Origin of the sequence: Kosakonia sp. CCTCC M2018092 (assembly GCF_003864115.1) — a bacterium.
GTDB lineage: Bacteria > Pseudomonadota > Gammaproteobacteria > Enterobacterales > Enterobacteriaceae > Kosakonia > Kosakonia cowanii.
This window is the reverse complement of record NZ_CP034225.1, coordinates 3,835,216-3,858,410: the sequence shown is the minus strand read 5'-3', so window position 1 is coordinate 3,858,410 and position 23,195 is coordinate 3,835,216. Positions and strand designations below refer to the sequence as shown.

The window sequence follows — 23,195 nt, the reverse complement described above, 5'->3', positions numbered from 1 at the left end:
AGACGTCATCGGGACAAAAAAATAGCGGCTAATCATAGCTCAGCGCGAAGCATTTGAGAATGCTGTATTCGCATCGCCTGTTACAGGTACGCGTGAAAGCGACCAGTTCGCCACCGCCTTTTCCAGCAGAGTCTCCAGCGAGAGATCCTGCCACTCTTTTGTTACATCCTGGTTCATAAATTGTAAAGCACGGATCAACACGGGACGCGGATCGCCCTCCGGCAGGGCAGGCGCATGGTTCTGCTTGGAGAGCTTATCCCCTTGTTCATTAAGGGCTAATGGCAGATGAACATACTCGGGTGTCGGCCAGCCTAATTGTTGATAAAGGGAGAGGTGCCGCACCGTTGGCACAATCAAATCTGCCCCGCGTACGATCTCCGTCACACCCTGAAAATGGTCATCGACCACCACGGCGAGGTTATAAGCAAATAATCCATCGCGGCGGTGAATAATAAAATCTTCGCGTGCCAGTTTCTCTTCGGCGACGATGCGCCCGCGCAGGCGGTCGGTAAACTCCAGCACCGGCTGGCGTTGCAGCAGGCGGACCGCGGCGTTTGCCGGGCCATGATTGAGGGTGCGGCAGTGGCCATCATAGAAACCGCCCACGCTTTGAATGCGCGCCCGCGTGCAGGTGCAGAAGTAGCTCAGCCCTTCACGGTGCAGCCGCGCCAGCACTTCCCGGTAAGCTTCATGTCGCCGGGATTGCCACAGTACCTCACCGTCCCAGTGCAGGCCGTAGTGTTCCAGCTGACGCAAAATCGTCTTTGCCGCACCGGGCACTTCGCGGGGAGGATCGATATCTTCAATCCGCACGCGCCAGATACCACGCTGAGCACGGGCTTGCAGATAGCTGCCGAGGGCGGCAATTAACGAACCAAAATGCAGTTCACCGGATGGGGATGGCGCAAAGCGCCCGATATAGTGTGATTCAGGCATATCGACAGGCAAAAAAGTACAGGGCGGGCGCGTTCGCCGCCGCATAAGAGACGCCCCGCATTTGCGGGGCGTCTTGGGGAATGCCGGGGGTTAGCCCGCCATCTGTTTTTCGCGGATTTCCGCCAGGGTTTTGCAGTCGATGCACAGGTCGGCAGTCGGACGCGCTTCCAGACGACGGATACCAATTTCAACGCCGCAGGATTCGCAGAAACCGAAATCTTCGTCTTCTACTTTTTTCAGCGTTTTTTCGATCTTCTTAATCAGCTTGCGCTCGCGATCGCGGTTACGCAGTTCGAGGCTGAACTCCTCTTCCTGAGCAGCACGGTCAACCGGGTCCGGGAAGTTAGCCGCTTCGTCCTGCATGTGCGTAACGGTGCGATCGACTTCATCCCTAAGTTGATTGCGCCAGGCTTCAAGAATCCGCTTGAAGTGCGCCAGCTGGGCTTCGTTCATATACTCTTCGCCCGGTTTCTCTTGATACGGCTCCACCCCAGCGATGGCGAGAATACTCAGGGACGATGTTTTACGGTTTTGCCCTTCTTGCATGTTGCTTCTCCTTAACACGCACTATCGATCCCCGTACGGGGGAAAAATCAGGCCGCTATAAATAGCAGATGCTTTTACGGATGGCAAATATCCATACGTAACACTTGACAACCCTGTGAAGAAAAGCGTATTTGCGCACGCGACCAAATCACTTATTCGTCAGGCGCTTGCCTTAAAGCGAGAACGGTAGCGGCAAGCTAAGACTCATATTATCGGCAGAAAGTTCCGCTTTATAAGCAATAACTTCCACCCCATTTTGTTGCGCTTCACTCAATAATCGTGCGTATTCCCCATCAATATGGCGCGCGGGTGCGAAATGTTCAACGGCGGAGTGCAGAATGGCAAACAAGATCACCGCACGGTCACCATTGGCCGCAACGCTCATCAACTCCCGTAAATGCTTCTGCCCGCGCAGTGTGACCGCATCCGGGAAATAGCCTGACTGCTGCTCGGCGAGCGTGACCGATTTCACTTCAATATAGCAGTTGCGGCGATCCTCCGCCTGTAACAGAAAATCAATTCTGCTGCGCTCCGCACCATATTTCACTTCGCTTTTCAGCACGCTATATCCCGTTAACTCAGGCAGGCGCTCAGCGATAATCGCCTCTTTCGTTAACATATTTGCCCGCTGAGTATTAACGCAAATAAATGCGCCCTGTTGCGTTTCAGTTAATTCCCAGGTGTGGGCATATTTACGCTTCAGATTTGTTGAGGTGGAATACCAGACCCGATCGCCAGGCGTCGCGCAACCGGTCATCGCGCCGGTATTCGGGCAGTGCAGCGTCAGGGTTTCGCCTTCGGGCGTCACCACATCCGCCAGAAAGCGTTTATAGCGCGTCACCAGCGTGGCGGATTGTAGCGGCGGGGTGAATTCCATATCTCTTCCTTAATATGTTCGTGGCTCAGGACGCGCCGAAATGATTACTCCCCGCTAAGGGACCAGCGCTTCAGGGCGGTGTAACGGGTACGCCCGTTGAGAAACTGCGACTCGTAGAGCGCAAACTCCGTGACCGGAAAAGACCAGCGAAAACCCGGCGGCGGGAGCGAAACCGCGTGGCTGGCGTCGCGCAGCAGCGTGATGTGCGGGTGAAAAGGCTGCGGGCTTTGATAGCAGCCGCTGCGTGCTGCCTGCGCGCGCAGCATATCCGCCAGTTGCAGTAATCCGCGCGGCGGCTGGCGCGAACCGAGCCACACCACGCGCGAGCGCAGCCACTGCCCGGCATCATCCAGCGTCAGCGTAAAGCCCGGCTGGCGAATGCGCCCGGCCAGCGTCTCCAGCGCCTTCTGTTTCTCGGCGCTGATATCGCCCAGAAAGGCCAGTGTCAGATGTAAATTGGCGGCGGCAATTGGCCGTCCCGCTTCCGGCGCGAAGTGCTGCGCGCGCCACTGCACAAGTTGCTGCTGGATATCGGCGGGCAGTTCGATGGCAAAAAAGAGCCTTTTTGATGCGGGCATAGTGTGCTCGAGGTCAAGAATATGTGGGGATGGTATACTGCTGCTCCTCTTCTGTTAACCCCTGGAGCGTTTGTGTCCTTACTGCCGGTTGCCGCCGTTCTGCCCGATCTTCTCTCTGCGCTGAAAAATGCGTCCCAGGTGCTGCTGAGCGCCCCGACCGGTGCCGGGAAATCGACCTGGCTGCCGCTGCAACTGCTGCAACAGAATATAGTTGAAGGGAAAATTTTGCTGCTCGAGCCACGACGTCTGGCGGCGCGCAACGTTGCGCAGCGGCTGGCGGAGCTTCTTAATGAGCAACCCGGCGACACAGTGGGTTACCGCATGCGCGCCGACACCTGCATCGGCCCGAATACCCGTCTTGAAGTGGTCACCGAAGGGATCCTCACTCGCTTGCTGCAAAACGATCCGGAGCTAAATGGCGTCGGGCTGGTGATCCTCGACGAGTTCCACGAGCGCAGTCTACAGGCCGATCTTGCGCTGGCGCTGCTGCTTGATGTGCAGCAGGGACTGCGGGAGGATCTGAAACTCCTGATTATGTCCGCGACGCTGGATAATGAGCGTCTACACTCGCTGTTGCCGGATGCGCCGGTGATCGTCTCCGAAGGGCGCTCCTTCCCGGTTGAACAGCGCTACCAGTCGCTGCCCGCTCATCAACGTTTTGATGAGGCGGTGGCGCAGGCCACGGCTGAGCTACTGCGCAACGAGCCGGGTTCGCTGCTGCTCTTTTTGCCAGGCGTCGGCGAGATTCAGCGCGTGCAGGAGCAACTGGCGTCGCGCGTCGGCAGCGATGTGCTGCTCTGCCCCCTGTATGGCGCGCTGCCGTTAAGCGAACAGCGTAAAGCGATTCTGCCTGCGCCCGCCGGCAAGCGAAAAGTGGTGCTGGCGACCAATATTGCCGAAACCAGCCTGACCATTGAAGGGATCCGGCTGGTGGTGGACAGCGCGCAGGAGCGCGTTGCCCGTTTTGATGCCCGCAGCGGCTTAACGCGCCTGATTACCCAGCGCATCAGCGTGGCGTCGATGACCCAGCGCGCCGGACGCGCCGGGCGTCTGGAGCCGGGCATCTGCCTGCATCTGATTGCCAAAGAGCAGGCGGAGCGTGCGGCGGCGCAGAGCAGCCCGGAGATCGTCAATAGCGATCTCTCCGGCCTGTTAATGGAGTTATTGCAGTGGGGCTGCCAGGATGCTGCCCAGCTTAATTGGCTGGATCTGCCGCCTGAGACTAACCTGGCGGCGGCGCGCAGGCTGCTGACGCAACTGCGCGCGCTGGAAGAGGGGCGTTTAACGCCGTTTGGCATGAAAATGGCGGCGCTCGGCAACGATCCGCGTCTGGCGGCGATGCTTTCGAGCGCGCAGGGCGATGATGAGATTGCCACCGCCGCGAAGCTTGCGGCGATCCTCGAAGAGCCGCCGCGCGGCAGTAATAGTGATTTGAGCGCCGCCTTCTCGCGCCAGCAGGGGAACTGGCAGCAGCGCGCGCGCCAGCTGGCACGCAGGCTGAAGAGCAGCGGCGGCGAGCCGGATATCAGCGCACTGGCACCGCTTCTCGCCTGCGCGTTTGCCGATCGTATTGCGCGCCGACGCGGCCAGCAGGGGCGCTACCAGCTGGCGAACGGTTTAGGTGCAACGCTGGATGCCGATGACGCGCTAAACCGTCACGAATGGCTGCTCGCGCCATTGCTGTTGCAGGGGAGCCAGTCGCCGGATGCGCGTATATTACTGGCGCTGCCGCTGGATATCGACGCGCTTGTTGCCCAATGCCCGCAACTGATTACCCAGTCCGACAGCGTCGAGTGGGATGAAACGCTCGGCACCCTGAAAGCATTTCGCCGTCGGCAAATTGGGCAACTGACGCTGAGCGCGCAGCCGCTGGCGAAGCCCTCTGAAGAGGAGTTGCACCAGGCGATGCTAAACGGTATTCGCGAAAAGGGGCTGCGGGTGCTGAACTGGACAAGCGAAGCGGCGCAGTATCGTTTACGCTTACTCTGCGCCGCGAAGTGGCTGCCGGAGTTCGACTGGCCCGCCGTTGATGACGCCTCGCTGCTCGACACCCTTGAGGCGTGGCTGCTGCCGCAGATGGGCGGCATTCGTTCGTTGCGCGATTTACAGACCCTTGATGTGGGGCAGGCGTTGCAGCAGGCGCTGCCGTGGTCGTTGCGTCAACGGCTGGATAGTGAGCTGCCTGGGCATTACACTGTGCCGACCGGAAGCCGGATAGCCATCCGATATCATGAAGATAACCCGCCTGCGCTGGCGGTGCGGATGCAGGAGATGTTCGGTGAAGCCACCACGCCGACTATTGCGCAGGGGCGTGTGGCGCTGGTGCTGGAGCTGCTTTCGCCTGCCCAGCGGCCGCTGCAAATTACGCGTGATTTAGGCGCGTTCTGGGCCGGAACCTACCGCGAGGTGCAAAAAGAGATGAAGGGGCGCTACCCCAAACATGTCTGGCCGGACGATCCAGCGAACACCGCGCCGACGCGGCGAACGAAAAAGTATTCATAGTGCTGATGCGTATAGCGTCATTCAGCAGTGGTATAAATTGAGAGAGTTCTTCTTCTGCCTGTGGGCCGAAGAGCTGAGAATCGGGCCCTTGCGCCTGAACGTTGCGGAGAGTAAAGCATGGCGGGGAATGACCGCGAGCCAATTGGACGCAAGGGGAAACCTGCGCGCCCGGCAAAAGAGAAAATCAGTCGTCGTCGCGTTCGTGATGAAGAGTATGACGAATACGATGATGAAGAGGAAAACGCAGTGCCGAAAAAGGGAAGAGGCAGAGGCAAGAAGCCCCGCGGTAAACGCGGCTGGTTCTGGCTGCTGCTGAAAATTTTCATTGTTTGCGCAGTGCTGTTTGCCATTTATGGCGTCTATCTGGATCAGAAAATCCGCGCCCGTATCGACGGTAAAGTGTGGCAGCTGCCTGCCGCCGTCTATGGCCGTATGGTCAACCTCGAGCCGGATATGGCCATCAGCAAAAATGAGATGGTCAAGCTGCTGGAGGCGACGCAGTACCGCGAAGTGACCAAGATGACGCGTCCCGGTGAGTTCACCGTGCAGGCGAAAAGCATCGAGATGATCCGCCGTCCGTTTGATTTCCCGGACAGCAAAGAGGGCCAGGTGCGCGCGCGTCTGACTTTTGACGGTGATCGCCTGGAGACGATTGAGAATATGGACAGCAACCGCCAGTTCGGTTTCTTCCGTCTCGATCCGCGCCTGATCACCATGCTCTCTTCGCCGAACGGCGAGCAGCGCCTGTTCGTTGCGCGTAACGGTTTCCCGGATCTGCTGGTCGACACGCTGCTGGCGACGGAAGACCGCCACTTCTACGAGCATGACGGCATCAGCTTCTACTCCATTGGCCGTGCTGTGCTGGCGAACCTCACCGCAGGTCGCACGGTGCAGGGGGCAAGTACGCTGACCCAGCAGCTGGTGAAAAACCTCTTCCTCAGCAGCGAGCGCTCCTACTGGCGTAAAGCCAACGAAGCCTATATGGCGCTGATCATGGATGCCCGCTACAGCAAGGATCGCATCCTTGAGCTCTATATGAACGAGGTCTACCTCGGTCAGAGCGGCGATAACGAAATCCGCGGTTTCCCGCTGGCGAGCCTCTACTACTTTGGCCGTCCGGTGGAAGAGCTGAGCCTCGATCAGCAGGCGCTGCTGGTCGGGATGGTAAAAGGGGCGTCGATTTACAACCCGTGGCGTAACCCGAAACTGGCCCTTGAGCGCCGTAACCTGGTGTTGCGCCTGCTGCAACAGCAGAGCGTGATTGACCAGGAGCTGTATGACATGCTCAGTGCCCGTCCGCTTGGCGTGCAACCTCGCGGCGGGGTAATCTCACCTCAGCCAGCCTTTATGCAGATGGTGCGCCAGGAGTTGCAGAGCAAACTTGGCGATAAAGTTAAAGATCTCTCCGGCGTGAAGATCTTCACCACCTTTGATTCGGTGGCGCAGGATGCCGCCGAAAAAGCAGCGGTGGAGGGCATTCCGCTGCTGATCAAACAGCGCAAGCTGTCGGATCTGGAAACCGCGATGGTGGTAGTCGATCGCTACACTGGTGAAGTGCGCGCGATGGTGGGCGGTGCGACACCGCAGTTTGCCGGTTATAACCGTGCCATGCAGGCGCGTCGCTCTATCGGCTCACTGGCGAAACCGGCGACCTACCTGACGGCGCTGAGCCAGCCGAACACCTATCGCCTGAATACCTGGATTGCCGATGCGCCGATTTCGCTGCGCCTCTCCAACGGCCAGGTGTGGTCGCCGCAGAATGACGATCGTCGCTTCAGCGGTCAGGTGATGCTGGTAGATGCGCTGACGCGCTCGATGAACGTGCCGACCGTTAACCTCGGCATGGCGGTAGGCTTACCGGCGGTAACGGACACCTGGGAGAAACTTGGCGCGCCGAAAAATCAGCTGAACGGCATGCCGTCAATGCTGCTGGGTGCGCTCAACCTGACGCCGATTGAAGTGGCGCAGGCCTTCCAGACCATCGCCAGCGGCGGTAACCGCGCGCAACTCTCCGCGCTGCGTTCGGTGATTGCTGAAGATGGCACGGTGCTCTATCAGAGCTACCCGCAGGCGGAACGTGTGGTGCCTGCTCAGGCGGCCTACATGACGCTGTGGACCATGCAGCAGGTGGTTCAGCGCGGAACGGGTCGCCAGCTTGGTGCGAAGTATCCGGGCCTGCACCTGGCGGGGAAAACCGGTACCACCAACAATAACGTTGATACCTGGTTTGCCGGTATCGACGGGCGTGAAGTGACCATCACCTGGGTTGGCCGCGATAATAACCAGCCGACCAAGCTGTATGGTGCCAGCGGCGCAATGGCGATTTACCAGCGTTATCTGCAAAATCAGTCGCCGATCCCGCTGGATCTGACGCCGCCGGAGGACATCACCAACATCGGCGTTGATGATATGGGTAACTTTATCTGCGGCGGCGGTGGCGTACGCCAGCTGCCGGTCTGGACCACTAATCCGGACGCGCTGTGCCAGCAAAGTCAGATGATGCAGCCGCAAACGGGCAACCCGTTCGATCAGTCGACGCAGCCGCAACAGCAGCAACAGCCGCAGCAACAACAGCCGCAGCAGGAGCAGAAGAGCGACGGCGTCGCGGGCTGGATTAAAGATATGTTCGGCAGTAACTAGCCATAAAAAGCCCCGGTTCAGCAGACCGGGGTTTTTATTTTGTCCTTTCTGATACATTCAAATAACGCCGCGTTAAATTCCTTTCTTCATGCAATTAACATCCTGCTTTTTCAGCGCTTAATTTTTCCCGCTTAAGCCCCGCCGGGCGGCATTGCGCTTGCTATGCACAGAGCGCTTCGCATATTATTCTGCGGTCATAATAATAATTCTCGTTTACGTTAACGTTCACTTACTGAATCAGAGATACACTCATGGCGCGTCCAACAACTGCTCAGCCAGTCACTTTTACGCTGCGTACTCTCGCAGTCGTAGTAGCCACAGCGGTTAGCGGCATGTCTGTTTATGCACAGGCTGCCACCACCTCAAAAGAAGAAACTATCACCGTCACCACCGCCGCGCCGCAAGAGAATGCGTGGGGGCCGGCGGCGACTATCGCGGCGAAACATACCGCGACCGCAACAAAAACGGATATGCCGCTGGAAAAAACGCCGCAGTCCATTTCTGTCGTCACCGCTGAAGAGATCGCGCTGCATCAGCCGAAATCGGCGAAAGAGGCCCTGAGCTACACGCCTGGCGTCAGCGTGGGCACACGTGGGGCTTCCAATACTTACGATCAGCTGATCATCCGCGGTTTTGCCGCTGATAACCAAAGCCAGAATAACTACCTCGACGGCCTGAAGTTGCAGGGCAACTTCTATAACGACGCGGTGATCGAGCCCTATATGCTGGAACGCGTTGAGTTGCTGCGCGGGCCAACCTCCGTGCTCTACGGAAAAAGCAGCCCCGGCGGCCTGATGAATATGGTCAGCAAGCGCCCGACCACCACGCCGCTGCATGAAATTCAGTTTAAAGCCGGTACCAACAGCCTTTTTCAGACCGGGTTTGATTTCAGCGATGCGCTGGATGACGACGGTGTTTACTCCTATCGCCTGACCGGCCTGGCGCGCTCTGCTAATGCGCAGCAGGACGGGAAAAAAGAGCAGCGTTATACCATCGCGCCCTCCTTTAGTTGGCGGCCGGATGATAAAACCAACTTCACCTTCCTCTCCTATTTCCAGAATGAGCCTGACACCGGCTATTACGGCTGGTTGCCGAAAGAGGGAACCGTTGAACCGCTGCCAAACGGCAAACGCCTGCCGACCAGCTTTAACGAAGGTGCGAAGAACAACACTTACTCCCGTAACCAGAAGATGGTCGGTTACAGCTTTGAGCACGCCTTCGACGATACCTTTACCGTGCGCCAGAACCTGCGCTACGCCGAGAACAAAACCTCGCAAAACAGCGTCTACGGCTACGGTATGTGCTCTGACCCGCTCTACACCGCCGATGCAAAAAACAGCCCCTGTGCCAGCATCGCGCCGTCGCAGTGGAACCACTACCTGACGCGCCAGTATGTGATTGATAACGAGAAGTTGCAGAACTTCTCGGTCGATACGCAGTTGCAAAGCACCTTTGCCACCGGATCTGTCGACCATACGCTGCTGACCGGCGTCGACTTTATGCGTATGCGCAACGATATCGACTCGTGGTTTGGCTATGCGGGATCTGTCGCGCCATCGGATATCTATAACCTCGATCGCGGCGATTTTGATTTCGCTGCCCACTCTGGCCCGTCTGGCGCTTACCGCATTCTTAACCGCCAGAAACAGACCGGCCTCTATGCGCAGGATCAGGCGCAGTGGGAGAAGGTGCTGGTTACGCTCGGCGGCCGTTACGACTGGGCGAAGCAGAGCGCGTTTAACCGCGAGACTGGCATCACCACAACCCGTGATGATAACCAATTCAGCTGGCGCGGCGGCGTTAACTACCTGTTTGATAATGGCGTCACGCCTTACTTCAGCTACAGCGAATCTTTCGAACCGTCGTCCACCTCCGGTGCGAATGGCGCGATCTTCGCCCCGTCGAAAGGCAAGCAGTATGAAGCCGGAGTGAAATACAGCCCGAGCGATCGGCCGATTGTGCTGACCGGCGCGCTCTATCAGCTGACCAAGAGCAACAACCTGATGGCCGACCCTGCGGGATCGGTCTGGTCAGTCGAAGGCGGTAAAGTGCGTTCGCGCGGCGTGGAGCTTGAAGCCAAAGCGGCACTCTCCGCCAACCTGAATGTGGTCGGCTCTTATACCTATACGCAAGCGGAATACACCACCGATACCAAACAGAAAGGTAACACTCCGCCGCAGGTGCCAAAACATATGGCTTCGCTGTGGGGAGATTACACCTTCTATGATGGCACGCTCTCCGGCCTGACGCTGGGTACCGGCGCGCGCTTCACCGGCTCAAGCTTCGGCGATCCGGCGAACTCGTTTAAAGTCGGTAGCGCCACCGTCGTTGATGCGCTGGTGCGTTACGATCTGGCGCGCTTCGGTATGGCGGGCTCCAATGTGGCCCTGCACGTTAATAACCTGTTCGACCGTGAGTATGTCGCCAGCTGCTTTAACAGCTACGGCTGCTTCTGGGGCGCTGAACGTCAGGTGACGGCAACCGCAACCTTCCGCTTCTAATCTTTCTCTTCGGGCACGGTTCGCCGTGCCCTCTGACAAGTTGGCAACCATGCAGGAAAACAAAACGCTTCCCGATACCACCTTTCAACTGAATGATGTCACCTTTCGCGTGCCGGGACGCACGCTGCTGCATCCGCTGTCGTTGACCTTCCCGAGCGGGAAAGTGACCGGCCTGATTGGTCATAACGGCTCGGGTAAATCGACGCTGCTGAAGATGCTTGGCCGCCATCAGGCGCCCTCTGAGGGCGATATTCTGCTCGACGGGCAGCCGCTGGAGAGCTGGAGCAGCAAATCCTTCGCCCGCAAAGTTGCCTATCTGCCGCAGCAGCTGCCGCAGGCGGAAGGGATGACCGTGCGCGAACTGGTGGCGATTGGGCGGTATCCGTGGCACGGGGCGCTGGGGCGTTTTGGTGTGGCTGACCGCGAGAAAGTGGAGGAGGCGATTGCGCTGGTCGGTTTAAAACCGCTGGCGCACCGGCTGGTGGATAGCCTCTCCGGTGGCGAACGCCAGCGTGCGTGGATTGCCATGCTGGTGGCACAGGATAGCCGCTGCCTGCTGCTTGATGAGCCGACCTCCGCGCTTGATATCGCCCATCAGGTCGATGTGCTGGCGCTGGTGCACCGCTTAAGCCAACAGCGTGGCTTGACGGTAATTGCCGTGCTGCACGATATCAATATGGCGGCGCGCTACTGTGACTATCTGGTGGCGCTGCGCGGCGGTGAGATGATCGCCGAAGGCGCACCGGAGGCGTTAATGCGCGCCGAGACGCTGGAGCAGATTTACGGTATCCCGATGGGGATCCTGCCGCACCCGGCCGGTGCCGCGCCCGTGAGCTTTGTCTACTGATGGCCGCTATACCTGCAATCAGCCGTCGGCGTTTACTGACGGCAATGGCGCTGTCGCCGCTGCTCTGGCAGATGCGAAATGCGAAGGCTGCGAGCGTCGATCCGCAGCGCGTCATCGCTCTTGAGTGGCTGCCGGTCGAGCTGCTGCTGGCGCTGGGCGTGGTGCCCTACGGCGTCGCCGATGTGCAAAATTACAATACCTGGGTCAACGAACCGTCGCTGCCAGCGTCGGTCATTGATGTTGGCCTGCGTACCGAACCGAACCTCGAACTGCTGACGCAGATGAAGCCGTCGCTGCTGGTCTGGTCGGCGGGTTATGGCCCCTCCGAAGCGAAGCTGGCGACCATAGCGCCGGGGCGCGGGTTTACCTTCAGCGACGGTAAAAAGCCGCTGGCGATGGCCCGACGCTCACTGAACGAGATGGCGCAGTTGCTCAACAAAGAGCCACAAGCGAAACAGCATCTCGCGCAGTTCGATGCCCTGATGAGCGCTACAAAGCCGCGCTTTGCCCGGCGCGGCGACCGCCCGTTGCTGATGATTACGTTGCTCGATCCGCGCCATGTGCTGGTATTTGGTGCCAACTGCCTGTTTCAGGAAGTGCTCGATGATTTCGGCATTCGTAACGCCTGGCAGGGCGAGCAGACCTTCTGGGGCAGCGTGGCGGTCGGCATCGACCGGCTTGCCGCCTATAAAGATGCGGATGTGATCTGCTTCGATCACAACAATGAGCAGGATATGCAAAAAGTGATGGCGACACCGCTCTGGCAGGCGATGCCGTTTGTGCGCCAGGGGCGTTTTCAGCGCGTACCTGCGGTCTGGTTCTACGGTGCGACGCTCTCCGCCATGCATTTCACCCGCGTGCTGGATAACGCGCTGGGAGGCCGGGCATGATCCGTCGCTTCTCCCTCTCATCGGCGCTGCTGCTGGCGGTGCTGTTTATGCTGGCGGCCGGGTTAACCTGGTACAACCTCACCCTTGCGCTGCCGCGCGCCCAGTGGGGACAGGCGCTGTTTACGCCGAATATCGATCGTATCGATCAGATGCTGTTTCACTACAGCCTGCTGCCGCGCCTGGCGATCTCGCTGCTGGTCGGCGCCGGGCTTGGGCTGGTGGGCGTGCTTTTCCAGCAGGTGCTGCGTAACCCGCTGGCGGAGCCGACCACCCTTGGCGTGGCGACCGGTGCCCAGCTCGGGATCACCATCACTACGCTGTGGGCGATCCCCGGTGTGATGGCCTCGCAGTTTGCGGCGCTGCTCGGTGCCTGCGGCGTCGGCGCGCTGGTGTTTGGCGTGGCGTGGGGGAAACGACTCTCTCCGGTGACCCTGATTCTTGCGGGGCTGGTAGTGAGCCTCTACTGCGGGGCGATCAATCAGCTTTTGGCGCTGTTTCACCACGATCAGCTGCAAAGCATGTTTTTGTGGAGCACCGGTACGCTGACGCAAACCGACTGGAGCGTGGTGCAGCGTCTCTGGCCGCAGCTGCTTGGCGGCACGGTGTTAACGCTGCTGCTGCTGCGCCCGCTGACTTTAATGGGGCTGGATGATGGCGTGGCGCGCAACCTTGGGCTGGCGCTGTCGCTGGCGCGGCTGGCGGCGTTAACGCTGGCGATTGCCCTCAGCGCGCTGCTGGTTAACGCCGTCGGCATTATTGGTTTTATCGGCCTCTTCGCGCCGCTGCTGGCGAAGATGCTTGGCGCGCGGCGTCTGCTGACGCGCCTGATGCTGGCCCCGCTGATTGGCGCGCTGATCCTCTGGCTCTCCGATCAGGTGATCCTCTGGCTGACGCGTATCTGGATGGAGGTCTCCACCGGATCGATGACGGCGCTGATTGGCGCACCGCTGCTGCTGTGGCTGCTGCCGCGCCTGCGCAGTATGAGCGCCCCGGCAATGGATGGTGGGGATAAGGTTCGCCCCGAGCGCGGGCATGTGATGTGGTTTGCGCTGGGTGGCCTGCTGTTACTGCTGCTGGCGATGTGGGCGGCGCTCAGTTTTGGCCGCGACGCGCACGGCTGGCAGTGGGCCAGCGGTACGCTGCTGGATCAACTGCTGCCCTGGCGCTGGCCGCGCATTATCGCCGCGCTGACCGCCGGGATGATGCTGGCGGTGGCCGGGTGCATTATCCAGCGCCTGACCGGTAATCCGATGGCCAGCCCGGAAGTGCTGGGTATCAGCTCCGGCGCAGCGTTTGGCGTGGTGTTGATGCTCTTCTTTGTGCCGGGCAACGCCTTTGGCTGGCTGCTGCCCGCCGGGAGCCTTGGCGCGGCGGCAACGCTATTGATCATTATGCTCGCCGCCGGGCGCGGCGGCTTTTCGCCGCACCGCATGCTGCTGGCGGGGATGGCGCTCAGTACCGCCTTTACCATGCTGTTGATGATGTTACAGGCGAGCGGCGATCCGCGCATGGCGACGATCCTGACCTGGATCTCCGGCAGTACCTATAACGCTTCTGGTGAATTGGTGGTGCGCAGCGCGGTGGTGATGGGAGTGCTGCTGGCGTTAACCCCGCTGTGCCGCCGCTGGCTGATGATCCTGCCGCTCGGCGGGGAGAGTGCGCGCTCGGTAGGGATGGCATTGACCTCGTCGCGTGTCGTGCTGCTGATGCTAGCGGCCGCGCTGACGGCGGCTGCGACGATGACCATCGGGCCGCTCAGCTTTGTCGGGCTGATGGCACCGCATATCGCGCGGATGATGGGCTTTCGCCGCACGATGCCGCATATGGTCATTTCGGCGCTGGTAGGGGGCGTGTTGCTGGTGTTTGCCGACTGGTGCGGGCGGATGGTGCTGTTTCCGTTCCAGATCCCGGCGGGGCTGCTCTCAACCTTTATTGGCGCGCCGTACTTTATCTATCTGCTGAGGAAGCAGAGCCGCTAAAAAAATGCCCGGTGGCGCTAGCGCTTACCGGGCCTACGAAGGCTGAGAACCAGATTTTGTAGGCCGGATAAGCGTCAGCGCCAACCGGCATTTCCCGATGGCATCACGGTGGTTTTGTAGGCCGGATAAGCGTCAGCGCCATCCGGCATTGCCCGATGGCATCACGGTGGTTTTGTAGGCCGGATAAGCGCAGCGCCATCCGGCATTTCCCCGATATCAGCAGGGCATTACAGCTTCGCGAAGGCGCGCTTCGCGGCGTCGATGGTGTTATCGATATCTTCAACGCTGTGGGCAACGGACATAAAGCCCGCTTCAAACGCGGACGGTGCCAGGTAAACCCCTTCCTCCAGCATCAGGTGGAAGAAGCGTTTAAAGCGCTCAATGTCGCACTTCACCACATCCTGATAGCTCGTCACGCTCTGCGCGTCGGTAAAGAAGAGACCAAACATCCCGCCGACATGGTTCACCACCAGCCCAATGCCCGCTTCCTGCGCGGCGTTCAGCAAACCTTCCGCCAGGCGAGTTGTCAGATCGGTCAGGGTCGAGTGAATGCCCGGCTGCGCTACTTCGTTCAGACAGGCGAAGCCCGCGGCCATCGCAATCGGGTTACCGGACAGCGTGCCCGCCTGGTAGACCGGCCCGGTCGGTGCCAGCGCTTCCATCACGTCGCGGCGACCGCCGAAGGCGCCTACCGGCATCCCACCGCCGATGATTTTGCCAAGGCAGGTCAGATCCGGCACCACATCGTAGTAAGCCTGTGCGCCCGCCAGCGCGACGCGGAAACCGGTCATCACTTCATCGATAATCAGCAGCGCGCCAAACTCGTCGCACAGCGCACGCAGGCCCGGCAGGAACTCCGGCAGCGGCGGTACGCAGTTCATGTTGCCTGCGACCGGCTCAACGATGATACAGGCGATATCCTGCGGATACTGCTCGAACGCCGCGCGCACCGAGTCGAGATCGTTATAGGTGCAGGTGAGGGTGTGTTTAGCGAAATCCGCCGGTACACCGGGTGAGTTCGGCTGACCGAGGGTCAACGCGCCGGAGCCCGCTTTCACCAGCAGGCAGTCGGCGTGACCGTGGTAGCAGCCCTCGAATTTGATGATTTTGTCGCGATGGGTAAAACCGCGCGCAAGGCGGATGGCGCTCATTGTCGCTTCGGTGCCGGAGTTGACCATACGCACCATATCCATGGTCGGAACCAGTTCGGTCACCAGCTCCGCCATTTTCACTTCCATCTCGGTCGGCGCGCCGAAGCTCAGCCCGCGGCTGGCCGCTTCAATCACCGCATTGCGGATCGCCGGGTGGTTGTGGCCCAGCACCATCGGTCCCCAGGAGCCGACGTAGTCGATATAGGCTTTGCCGTCGGCATCGTACAGATAAGCTCCGTCAGCCCGCTCGATAAACAGCGGCGTACCGCCAACGCCGGTGAAGGCGCGTACCGGTGAATTGACCCCGCCAGGGATAAGCTGTCGCGCTGTATTAAAGAGGTTTTCAGACTTACTCATGCTTTCATTCCTGGTTGCTGGAAAAAATCGTTGCCGCTCATTCTATGTGATTACCGGAAGCGGATGAAAGTTTTGCCGGGAAGAAGGACATATTTTGCAGGGATTTTGCCCGCGACGCGGCGGCAACGGGTGGCTACAATACTCCTTTTGTATGACGTATCAGAGCCGATGTCAGAAAACACTCCCTCATTTGAACAGCAGCAGGTTGAACGACGCCGACGCAGAGATATTCTGCGCCGCATGCTGCAACGTGATAAAACGCCGCTGGCGATCCTCGTGGTGGCGGCCGTAGCGGGAACGCTTACCGGGCTGGTTGGCGTCGCCTTTGAAAAAGCGGTTAACGCGGTGATCAATCTGCGCATTGGTGCGCTGGCGCAGGTGGCGAACAGCGCTGTCGTCTGGCCGCTGGCCTTTATCGCCTCGGCGCTGCTGGCGATGATTGGCTACTTTTTGGTGCGCCGCTTCGCGCCGGAAGCGGGCGGCTCCGGTATTCCGGAGATCGAAGGCGCACTGGAGGATCTACGCCCGGTGCGCTGGTGGCGCGTGCTGCCGGTGAAGTTTTTCGGCGGCATGGGCACGCTGGGCGCTGGCATGGTGCTGGGGCGCGAAGGGCCAACGGTGCAGATTGGTGGCAACGTCGGGCGAATGGTGTGCGATCTCTTCCGTCTGCGCAGCGGCGAAGCGCGCCACACTCTGCTGGCGACCGGCGCGGCGGCGGGGCTCTCTGCGGCCTTTAACGCGCCGCTGGCGGGCATTCTCTTTATCATTGAGGAGATGCGCTCGCAGTTTCACTACAACCTTATCTCCATCAAGGCTGTCTTTACCGGCGTGATCATGTCGAGCATCGTCTTTCGCCTGTTCAACGGCGAAGCGGCGGTGATTGATGTCGGTAAATTGAGTAACGCGCCGGTTAACACCCTGTGGCTCTATCTGCTGTTGGGGATGGTGTTTGGTTGTATCGGCCCGCTGTTTAACACGCTGGTGCTGCGTACCCAGGATCTGTTTCAGCGTCTGCATGGCGGGAAGACCGGAAAATGGGTGCTGATAGGTGGCCTGATTGGTGGAACCTGCGGCGTACTCGGCCTGATGGCGCCCGCGCTCTCCGGCGGCGGTTTTGCGCTGATCCCCATCGCGTCTGCCGGGAATTATGGCGTTAGCGCGCTGCTGTTTATTTTTCTGATCCGCGTGGCGATGACGCTGCTCTGCTTTAGCTCCGGCGCGCCGGGCGGGATTTTTGCGCCGATGCTGTCGTTAGGCACGGTGCTCGGCATGGCCTTCGGCTCGGCGAGCATGGCGATTTTTCCCCATTACCAACTCGATGCGGCGACCTTTGCCGTTGCCGGAATGGGCGCGTTACTTGCCGCTTCGCTGCGCGCGCCTTTGACCGGAATCGTGCTAGTTTTGGAAATGACTGACAATTATCAGCTTATTTTGCCAATGATCATTACCTGCCTTGGTGCGACACTGTTAGCCCAGTTTTTGGGCGGTAAACCGCTCTATTCCGCCATCCTGGCACGAACACTTGCCAGGCAGGAGGCCGCCGCTGAGCGTGCGCTGCCGCGGGAGAATACTTGAACGATTGACTACCCTAATGGATAATAGCCGCCATGATCGGGTCAATATTTGCCCAGGTCGACGTATTAACGGGAGCAAGACATGAGTGATGACGTAGCGCTGCCGCTGCAGTTTACCGACGCAGCAGCCAATAAAGTAAAAAGCCTGATCGCGGACGAAGAGAACCCAAATCTGAAACTGCGTGTCTACATCACCGGTGGTGGTTGCAGCGGCTTCCAGTACGGTTTTACCTTTGACGATCAGATTAACGACGGCGATATGACCATTGAGAAGCAGGGCGTTGGCCTGGTGGTTGACCCGATGAGCCTGCAATACCTGGTGGGCGGTTCGGTGGATTACACCGAAGGTCTGGAAGGTTCCCGCTTCGTGGTGACTAACCCGAACGCGACCAGCACCTGCGGCTGCGGTTCGTCGTTCAGCATCTGATTATGTGAAATGCCGGGTAACACCGGCATTTACCCCGCTTGTTAACGACCCGCTTCATCCAGCGCAAAGGTTGGCAGCTTCAGGTGCCAGCGGATCGCCGCCAGGCGAATCACCAGCGTGACCCCCATTCCCACCATACTCGCTGACTCCAGCGGCACGGCAAAAACATAGAACGCCGTAGCATGGACGATGCCACCTGCAATACAGGCGGTGGCGTAAATCTCTGTACGCAGGATCATCGGTATTTCACGTGCCAGCACATCACGAATAATGCCGCCGCCGACGCCCGTCACTACGCCCATACAGATCGCCACCAGCGGCCCGGTACCTGCAAGAAATGCTTTATTAACGCCAATACCGACAAACACCGCCAGACCAACCGCATCCAGCACCGGCAATATCCACTTCGGCAAGCGGCGCGGCTGGCGCACTAAAATAATGGTTAACATGCAGGTGACCATCGCCACCACCAGATCGGTGGGATCTTTCACCCAGAAGACCGGTCCGTGCGCCAGCGCCATATCGCGAATGGTACCGCCGCCGACCGCGGTCACCACGCCGAGCACCAGCACGCCAAACGGGTCCATCCGCAACTTTCCGGCAAGCAGAACGCCTGAGATGGCGAAAACGGCGGTGCCGATAATATCCAGCCAGTAGACCAGCATGGTTCATTCCCCGGTTATTTCACCTGCGCAAGGGCAGAACAGAGTTGTTGAGCGGCGAGGATAATACGCGGGCTCGCCCGTTCAAACCAGTCATCATGCAGAGAAATAATCGGCACATTCAGCTGGTCGCCCCAGAACTGTTTCACGCGCGTTTGCGCCTTCTCTTCCCCCGCGAGGATAATTGCCTGCGGATGGCGCGCCAGCACCTGTTCACGGCTCACCTGCGGCCACGGCACGCGGCTTTCGGCAAAAATATTCTCGCCGCCGCACAACTCCACCACCTGGTGTTGAATCGAACCTTTGCCGCTGGTAAAGAGCGGCTGCGTGCCGAACTGCATAAAGAGGCGTTTTTTCGGCTGCGTCGCGTAGCGGGATTTTAGCGTCTCATACGCGCTCATCAGTTGTTGCGCGGCCTGCTCAGCCTGCGCGGGCTGCGGGCTATAAGGGGCAAGCTGGCGCAGCGTCTGCGCGACCTCCTCAATGGAGATGGCATCGATCCACATCACGCGGATACCAAACTTTTTCAGCTGATCGACCTGACGCTCCGGGTTGCCTCCGCGCCAGGCCAGCACCACGTCGGGCTTCAGGGCGAGGATGCGTTCGAGGTTTATCCCTTGCCAGCTGGCAACCTGCTCAATCTGCGCGGCGGCGGGGGGATAATCTGAGTAACTGCTGACGGCGACAGGCGTGATACCGGCGGCGAAAGCCAGTTCGGTATTGGCCGGAGAGAGCGAAATAACGCGCGGCGCAGCGAAGAGCCACGCCGGCAGAAACAGAAGCAGGGCGGCGAGCGCCCTGAAAAGGGGATTACCCACGTGCCAGTTTCTGCACCAGGGTTTCAACCATCAGGCTGGACTGTTTTGCCGCCACCACCAGGAACTCATCAAAGCTCAGGTGAGACTGCTGGTCCGCCACGTCGGAGATGGCGCGAACCACAACAAACGGCACGCCAAAGTTGTGGCAAACGTGAGCGATAGCGGTCGCTTCCATCTCAACGGCAACCGCCTGCGGGAAGTTGTGGCGAATTTTTGCCAGGCCCACGGAGCCGTTGATGAACGCATCGCCGCTAACAATCAGCCCGCGCACCGCGTTCAGGTTCAGCTCACCGATGCAGGCTTCTGCCGCCAGCACCAGCTTTTCATCGGCTTTAAAGCCCGCCGGGCAGCCCGGCAGCTGACCATACTCATAGCCAAAGGCGGTGACGTCGGCATCGTGATAACGCGCTTCATCAGAGACCACAATATCGCCCACTTTCAGGGTCGGTGCCAGGCCGCCTGCGGAGCCGGTATTGATAATCACATCCGGCTTGCAGTGCTCCAGCAGCAGAGTTGCGCCCATCGCGGCGGCCACTTTACCAATGCCGGACTTGAGCAGGGCCACGTCTGTGCCATTCAGCGTACCGGTGTAAATTTCGCTTCCGCCAATATTCAGCGTCTGACGGTTTTCGATTTTGTCACGCAACAGCGTAACTTCTTCTTCCATTGCACCAATGATGCCAATTTTCATGGAGATACTCGCTAATGTGATAAGGCAGGAATAGGTTTACAGGGCATAGTCTATCATGGCATACACAATTGCATGACACCCCGTGCGCCTGCGTAGAGGAGAGGAAATGGACGACATCGATTTTCGCAACAAGATCAACTGGCATCGCCGGTATCGCTCGCCGCAGGGCGTGAAAACCGAACATGAGATCCTGCGCATCTTCGAAAGCGATCGCGGACGTATCATCAACTCCGCCGCCATCCGGCGTTTGCAGCAGAAAACCCAGGTCTTTCCTCTTGAGCGTAACGCGGCGGTTCGCACCCGTTTAACGCACTCTATGGAAGTTCAGCAGGTCGGGCGCTATATCGCCAAAGAGATTTTAAGCCGCCTGAAAGAGCAGCGCCTGCTGGAAAAGTATGGCCTGGATGAGTTAACCGGGCCATTTGAGAGTATCGTCGAAATGGCCTGCCTGATGCACGACATCGGCAACCCGCCGTTCGGCCACTTTGGTGAAGCGGCGATTAATGACTGGTTCCGCCAGCGGCTGGCACCGGATGATGCCCTCGGCGAGCCTCTGGCTGAAGATCGCTGCGAAGTGATGGCCCTGCGCCTGCGCGAAGGGGAGGGAAAGCTCAACGCGCTGCGCAGTAAGGTGCGTCACGACTTAAGCCACTTCGAAGGGAACGCGCAGGGTATTCGTATGGTGCATACCTTGATGCGCATGAATCTGACCTGGGCGCAGGTCGGCTGTATTTTAAAATATACCCGTCCTGCGTGGTGGGTCGGCGATCCGCCCGCTTCCCACAGCTATTTAATGAAAAAGCCCGGCTACTATTTCTCCGAAGAGGCGTACGTCGAGCGGCTGCGTAAAGAGTTAAACCTCGATACCTATAGCCGTTTTCCATTGACCTGGATAATGGAAGCCGCGGATGACATCTCCTATTGCGTGGCCGATCTCGAAGATGCGGTTGAGAAGCGAATATTTTCCGCCGAACAGCTTTATCAGCATCTTTATGAAGCGTGGGGCGAGCATGAAAAGGGATCGCTGTTTGCTCAGGTTGTCGAAAATGCGTGGGATAAATCGCGCGCTAATTCGATGAGCCGCAGCGCCGAAGATCAATTCTTTATGTATTTGCGCGTCAACACGCTTAATAAGCTGGTGCCTTATGCCGCCCAGCGCTTTATTGACAACCTGCCGCAAATCTTTAGCGGTGAATTCAACCACGCGCTGCTGGAAGATGACAGCAGCTTCAGCCAGCTGCTTGAATTATATAAAAACGTCGCCATTAAACAGGTATTCAGCCACCCCGACGTGGAGCAACTGGAGTTACAGGGCTACCGCGTTATCAGTGGGCTGCTGGAAATTTATCGACCCTTGTTGCAATTATCGCTGGCGGACTTTACCGAGCTGGTGGAAAAAGAGCGTCTGCGCCGTTTCCCAATTGAATCGCGCCTGTTCCAGAAACTGTCGACGCGCCACCGGTTAGCCTACGTCGAAGCGGTAAGCAAATTATCGCCCGATGACGAAGACTATTCGGTGCTGGAGTATTATCACCGTTGTCGATTAATTCAGGACTATATTAGCGGAATGACGGATCTTTATTCATGGGATGAATATCGTCGTTTAATGGCGGTGGAATAATCCCGCTGAATTGTAAAGAACGACAATATTTTTTTACTTTTTCCAGAGGCTTAAGGCCTGAACTTCACGCTATAAATCGACTCTGAGTGACACATACACAGCAGTTCGCGTTAATCAGAAAAGAGATTGAGAGAGATGAAAAAAACGACGTTAGCAATGAGTGCACTGGCTTTAAGTTTAAGTTTTGCGCTGTCTCCTCTGTCTGCGACGGCAGCAGAAACAGCCTCGTCAACCACCGCAACATCGCAGCAGATGCCAAGCCTCGCACCGATGCTGGAAAAGGTGATGCCGTCAGTCGTGAGCATTAACGTTGAAGGCAGCACCACAGTGAACACACCGCGCATGCCGCGCAACTTCCAGCAATTCTTTGGTGATAACTCACCCTTCTGCCAGGACGGTTCGCCGTTCCAGAGCTCCCCCTTCTGCCAGGGTGGCGGTGCACCGGATGGACAGGGCGGCGGTGGCCAGCAGCAGAAATTCATGGCGCTGGGCTCTGGCGTAATCATTGACGCCGCGAAAGGCTACGTTGTTACCAACAACCACGTGGTCGATAACGCCAGCACCATCAAAGTGCAGCTCAGCGACGGGCGCAAATTTGACGCCAAAGTGGTGGGCAAAGATCCGCGCTCCGATATCGCGCTGATCCAGATTCAGGATCCGAAAAACCTTACCGCCATTAAGCTTGCAGACTCCGATGCGCTGCGCGTCGGCGACTACACGGTGGCGATTGGTAACCCGTTTGGTCTTGGCGAAACCGTCACCTCCGGGATTGTCTCGGCGCTTGGCCGAAGCGGCCTGAACGCGGAAAACTATGAAAACTTTATTCAGACCGATGCCGCCATTAACCGTGGTAACTCCGGCGGCGCGCTGGTTAACCTCAACGGCGAGCTGATTGGGATTAACACCGCCATTCTTGCGCCGGACGGCGGCAACATCGGTATCGGCTTTGCTATCCCGAGCAACATGGTGAAAAACCTCACCAGCCAGATGGTGCAGTACGGCCAGGTGCGCCGCGGTGAACTGGGGATTATGGGCACCGAGCTGAACTCTGAGCTGGCGAAAGCGATGAAAGTCGATGCCCAGCGCGGGGCGTTTGTCAGCCAGGTGATGCCGAACTCTGCCGCGGCGAAAGCAGGCGTCAAAGCGGGTGACGTGATTACCACCCTCAACGGCAAACCGATCAGCAGCTTTGCGGCGCTGCGCGCAGAAGTGGGTTCAATGCCGATTGGCAGCAAAGTTACGCTGGGGATGCTGCGCGACGGCAAACCGGTCAACGTGACCCTTGAATTGCAGCAGAGCAGCCAGAACCAGGTTGAATCCAGCACCATCTTCAGCGGTATCGAAGGGGCGGAGATGAGCAACAAAGGCAAAGATGGCGGCGTGGTGGTGAATGCGGTGAAACCGAATAGCCCGGCGGCGCAAATCGGCCTGAAAAAAGGTGATGTGATCCTCGGCGCGAACCAGCAGCCGGTGAAAAACATTGCTGAACTGCGCAAAATTCTCGACAGCAAACCATCGGTGCTGGCGCTGAACATCCAGCGCGGCGACACCTCTATCTACCTGCTGATGCAGTAATCCGCTGTAAAACCCTCTTCTCC

The 23,195-nt window shown here is 58.7% G+C and carries 18 protein-coding genes; 10 read left to right on the top strand and 8 right to left on the bottom strand.

Annotated elements, in window-relative coordinates; translation table 11 throughout:
• Positions 1-39: 39 nt before the first annotated feature.
• The 4 genes from gluQRS to thpR all read right to left on the bottom strand — a co-directional run bounded on the left by gluQRS (position 40) and on the right by thpR (position 2,937).
• Positions 40-936: a tRNA glutamyl-Q(34) synthetase GluQRS gene (gene gluQRS, locus EH164_RS18335; protein WP_124971571.1), complete on the bottom strand. Its 897-nt coding sequence runs from the start codon at positions 934-936 to the stop codon at positions 40-42.
• A gap of 90 nt (positions 937-1,026) precedes the next feature.
• The gene (gene dksA, locus EH164_RS18330; protein ID WP_007373199.1) at positions 1,027-1,482 is read right to left on the bottom strand and encodes an RNA polymerase-binding protein DksA; all 456 of its coding nucleotides are present in this window, start codon (positions 1,480-1,482) and stop codon (positions 1,027-1,029) included.
• 172 nt (positions 1,483-1,654) lie between these two features.
• Entirely contained in the window at positions 1,655-2,359 is a 705-nt protein-coding gene (gene sfsA, locus EH164_RS18320; protein ID WP_124969732.1) for a DNA/RNA nuclease SfsA, read from the bottom strand.
• A gap of 44 nt (positions 2,360-2,403) precedes the next feature.
• On the bottom strand, positions 2,404-2,937 hold the full coding sequence (gene thpR, locus EH164_RS18315; RefSeq protein ID WP_124969729.1) for an RNA 2',3'-cyclic phosphodiesterase: 534 nt from the start codon (positions 2,935-2,937) through the stop codon (positions 2,404-2,406).
• A gap of 72 nt (positions 2,938-3,009) precedes the next feature.
• Here thpR and hrpB point away from each other — a divergent pair, with 72 nt between their 5' ends.
• The 6 genes from hrpB to fhuB all read left to right on the top strand — a co-directional run bounded on the left by hrpB (position 3,010) and on the right by fhuB (position 14,296).
• Entirely contained in the window at positions 3,010-5,439 is a 2,430-nt protein-coding gene (gene hrpB / locus EH164_RS18310; RefSeq protein WP_124969726.1) for an ATP-dependent helicase HrpB, read from the top strand.
• 117 nt (positions 5,440-5,556) lie between these two features.
• Positions 5,557-8,079, top strand: coding sequence for a bifunctional glycosyl transferase/transpeptidase (gene mrcB / locus EH164_RS18305; RefSeq protein ID WP_023480502.1), 2,523 nt, complete (start codon positions 5,557-5,559; stop codon positions 8,077-8,079).
• Positions 8,080-8,330: 251 nt separating this feature from the next.
• The gene (gene fhuA, locus EH164_RS18300) at positions 8,331-10,580 is read left to right on the top strand and encodes a ferrichrome porin FhuA (protein WP_124969723.1); all 2,250 of its coding nucleotides are present in this window, start codon (positions 8,331-8,333) and stop codon (positions 10,578-10,580) included.
• A 49-nt stretch (positions 10,581-10,629) separates the two neighbouring features.
• A complete protein-coding gene (fhuC, locus tag EH164_RS18295; protein WP_023480201.1) occupies positions 10,630-11,427 on the top strand; it encodes a Fe3+-hydroxamate ABC transporter ATP-binding protein FhuC in 798 nt (265 codons plus the stop codon).
• On the top strand, positions 11,427-12,317 hold the full coding sequence (gene fhuD / locus EH164_RS18290; RefSeq protein ID WP_124969720.1) for a Fe(3+)-hydroxamate ABC transporter substrate-binding protein FhuD: 891 nt from the start codon (positions 11,427-11,429) through the stop codon (positions 12,315-12,317). Before fhuC ends, fhuD begins: the two co-directional genes overlap by 1 nt.
• The gene (fhuB, locus tag EH164_RS18285) at positions 12,314-14,296 is read left to right on the top strand and encodes a Fe(3+)-hydroxamate ABC transporter permease FhuB (RefSeq protein WP_124969717.1); all 1,983 of its coding nucleotides are present in this window, start codon (positions 12,314-12,316) and stop codon (positions 14,294-14,296) included. The genes fhuD and fhuB overlap by 4 nt, the downstream gene beginning before the upstream one ends.
• 227 nt (positions 14,297-14,523) lie before the next feature.
• Here fhuB and hemL read toward each other — a convergent pair whose 3' ends face one another.
• Positions 14,524-15,804 carry a glutamate-1-semialdehyde 2,1-aminomutase gene (hemL, locus tag EH164_RS18280; protein WP_124969714.1) on the bottom strand — a complete coding sequence of 427 codons (1,281 nt, stop codon included), beginning with the start codon at positions 15,802-15,804 and terminating at the stop codon, positions 14,524-14,526.
• Between the two features lie 168 nt (positions 15,805-15,972).
• Between hemL and clcA the strand changes: the two genes are divergently transcribed.
• Together clcA and erpA are read left to right on the top strand one after the other, a co-directional pair.
• Positions 15,973-17,379, top strand: a complete 1,407-nt coding sequence (gene clcA, locus EH164_RS18275) for a H(+)/Cl(-) exchange transporter ClcA (RefSeq protein ID WP_124971568.1) — start codon at positions 15,973-15,975, stop codon at positions 17,377-17,379.
• Positions 17,380-17,460: 81 nt separating this feature from the next.
• Complete coding sequence (gene erpA, locus EH164_RS18270) at positions 17,461-17,805, top strand: iron-sulfur cluster insertion protein ErpA (protein ID WP_023480429.1); 345 nt, start codon at positions 17,461-17,463, stop codon at positions 17,803-17,805.
• A gap of 41 nt (positions 17,806-17,846) precedes the next feature.
• Here erpA and EH164_RS18265 read toward each other — a convergent pair whose 3' ends face one another.
• The 3 genes from EH164_RS18265 to mtnN are packed head-to-tail and all read right to left on the bottom strand — an operon-like array spanning position 17,847 to position 19,976.
• Entirely contained in the window at positions 17,847-18,470 is a 624-nt protein-coding gene (locus EH164_RS18265; protein WP_124969711.1) for a TRIC cation channel family protein, read from the bottom strand.
• Positions 18,471-18,484: 14 nt separating this feature from the next.
• Positions 18,485-19,285, bottom strand: coding sequence for a vitamin B12 ABC transporter substrate-binding protein BtuF (btuF, locus tag EH164_RS18260; RefSeq protein ID WP_124969709.1), 801 nt, complete (start codon positions 19,283-19,285; stop codon positions 18,485-18,487).
• Positions 19,278-19,976: a 5'-methylthioadenosine/S-adenosylhomocysteine nucleosidase gene (gene mtnN, locus EH164_RS18255; protein WP_042711574.1), complete on the bottom strand. Its 699-nt coding sequence runs from the start codon at positions 19,974-19,976 to the stop codon at positions 19,278-19,280. The genes btuF and mtnN overlap by 8 nt, the downstream gene beginning before the upstream one ends.
• A 106-nt stretch (positions 19,977-20,082) precedes the next feature.
• On the opposite strand from mtnN, the gene dgt reads away from it, so the two are divergent.
• Positions 20,083-21,597: a dGTPase gene (gene dgt / locus EH164_RS18250; protein WP_124969706.1), complete on the top strand. Its 1,515-nt coding sequence runs from the start codon at positions 20,083-20,085 to the stop codon at positions 21,595-21,597.
• Between the two features lie 135 nt (positions 21,598-21,732).
• Positions 21,733-23,172 carry a serine endoprotease DegP gene (gene degP, locus EH164_RS18245; RefSeq protein WP_124969703.1) on the top strand — a complete coding sequence of 480 codons (1,440 nt, stop codon included), beginning with the start codon at positions 21,733-21,735 and terminating at the stop codon, positions 23,170-23,172.
• Positions 23,173-23,195: the final 23 nt, after the last annotated feature.

Bases quoted from the DNA above. Each gene is read 5' to 3' on its own strand.
- gluQRS (WP_124971571.1), bottom strand. From the start codon at position 936: ATGCCTGAATCACACTATATCGGGCGCTTTGCGCCATCCCCATCCGGT.
- dksA (WP_007373199.1), bottom strand. From the start codon at position 1,482: ATGCAAGAAGGGCAAAACCGTAAAACATCGTCCCTGAGTATTCTCGCC.
- sfsA (WP_124969732.1), bottom strand. From the start codon at position 2,359: ATGGAATTCACCCCGCCGCTACAATCCGCCACGCTGGTGACGCGCTAT.
- thpR (WP_124969729.1), bottom strand. From the start codon at position 2,937: ATGCCCGCATCAAAAAGGCTCTTTTTTGCCATCGAACTGCCCGCCGAT.
- mrcB (WP_023480502.1), top strand. From the start codon at position 5,557: ATGGCGGGGAATGACCGCGAGCCAATTGGACGCAAGGGGAAACCTGCG.
- fhuA (WP_124969723.1), top strand. From the start codon at position 8,331: ATGGCGCGTCCAACAACTGCTCAGCCAGTCACTTTTACGCTGCGTACT.
- fhuC (WP_023480201.1), top strand. From the start codon at position 10,630: ATGCAGGAAAACAAAACGCTTCCCGATACCACCTTTCAACTGAATGAT.
- fhuD (WP_124969720.1), top strand. From the start codon at position 11,427: ATGGCCGCTATACCTGCAATCAGCCGTCGGCGTTTACTGACGGCAATG.
- fhuB (WP_124969717.1), top strand. From the start codon at position 12,314: ATGATCCGTCGCTTCTCCCTCTCATCGGCGCTGCTGCTGGCGGTGCTG.
- hemL (WP_124969714.1), bottom strand. From the start codon at position 15,804: ATGAGTAAGTCTGAAAACCTCTTTAATACAGCGCGACAGCTTATCCCT.
- clcA (WP_124971568.1), top strand. From the start codon at position 15,973: ATGTCAGAAAACACTCCCTCATTTGAACAGCAGCAGGTTGAACGACGC.
- erpA (WP_023480429.1), top strand. From the start codon at position 17,461: ATGAGTGATGACGTAGCGCTGCCGCTGCAGTTTACCGACGCAGCAGCC.
- EH164_RS18265 (WP_124969711.1), bottom strand. From the start codon at position 18,470: ATGCTGGTCTACTGGCTGGATATTATCGGCACCGCCGTTTTCGCCATC.
- mtnN (WP_042711574.1), bottom strand. From the start codon at position 19,976: ATGAAAATTGGCATCATTGGTGCAATGGAAGAAGAAGTTACGCTGTTG.
- dgt (WP_124969706.1), top strand. From the start codon at position 20,083: ATGGACGACATCGATTTTCGCAACAAGATCAACTGGCATCGCCGGTAT.
- degP (WP_124969703.1), top strand. From the start codon at position 21,733: ATGAAAAAAACGACGTTAGCAATGAGTGCACTGGCTTTAAGTTTAAGT.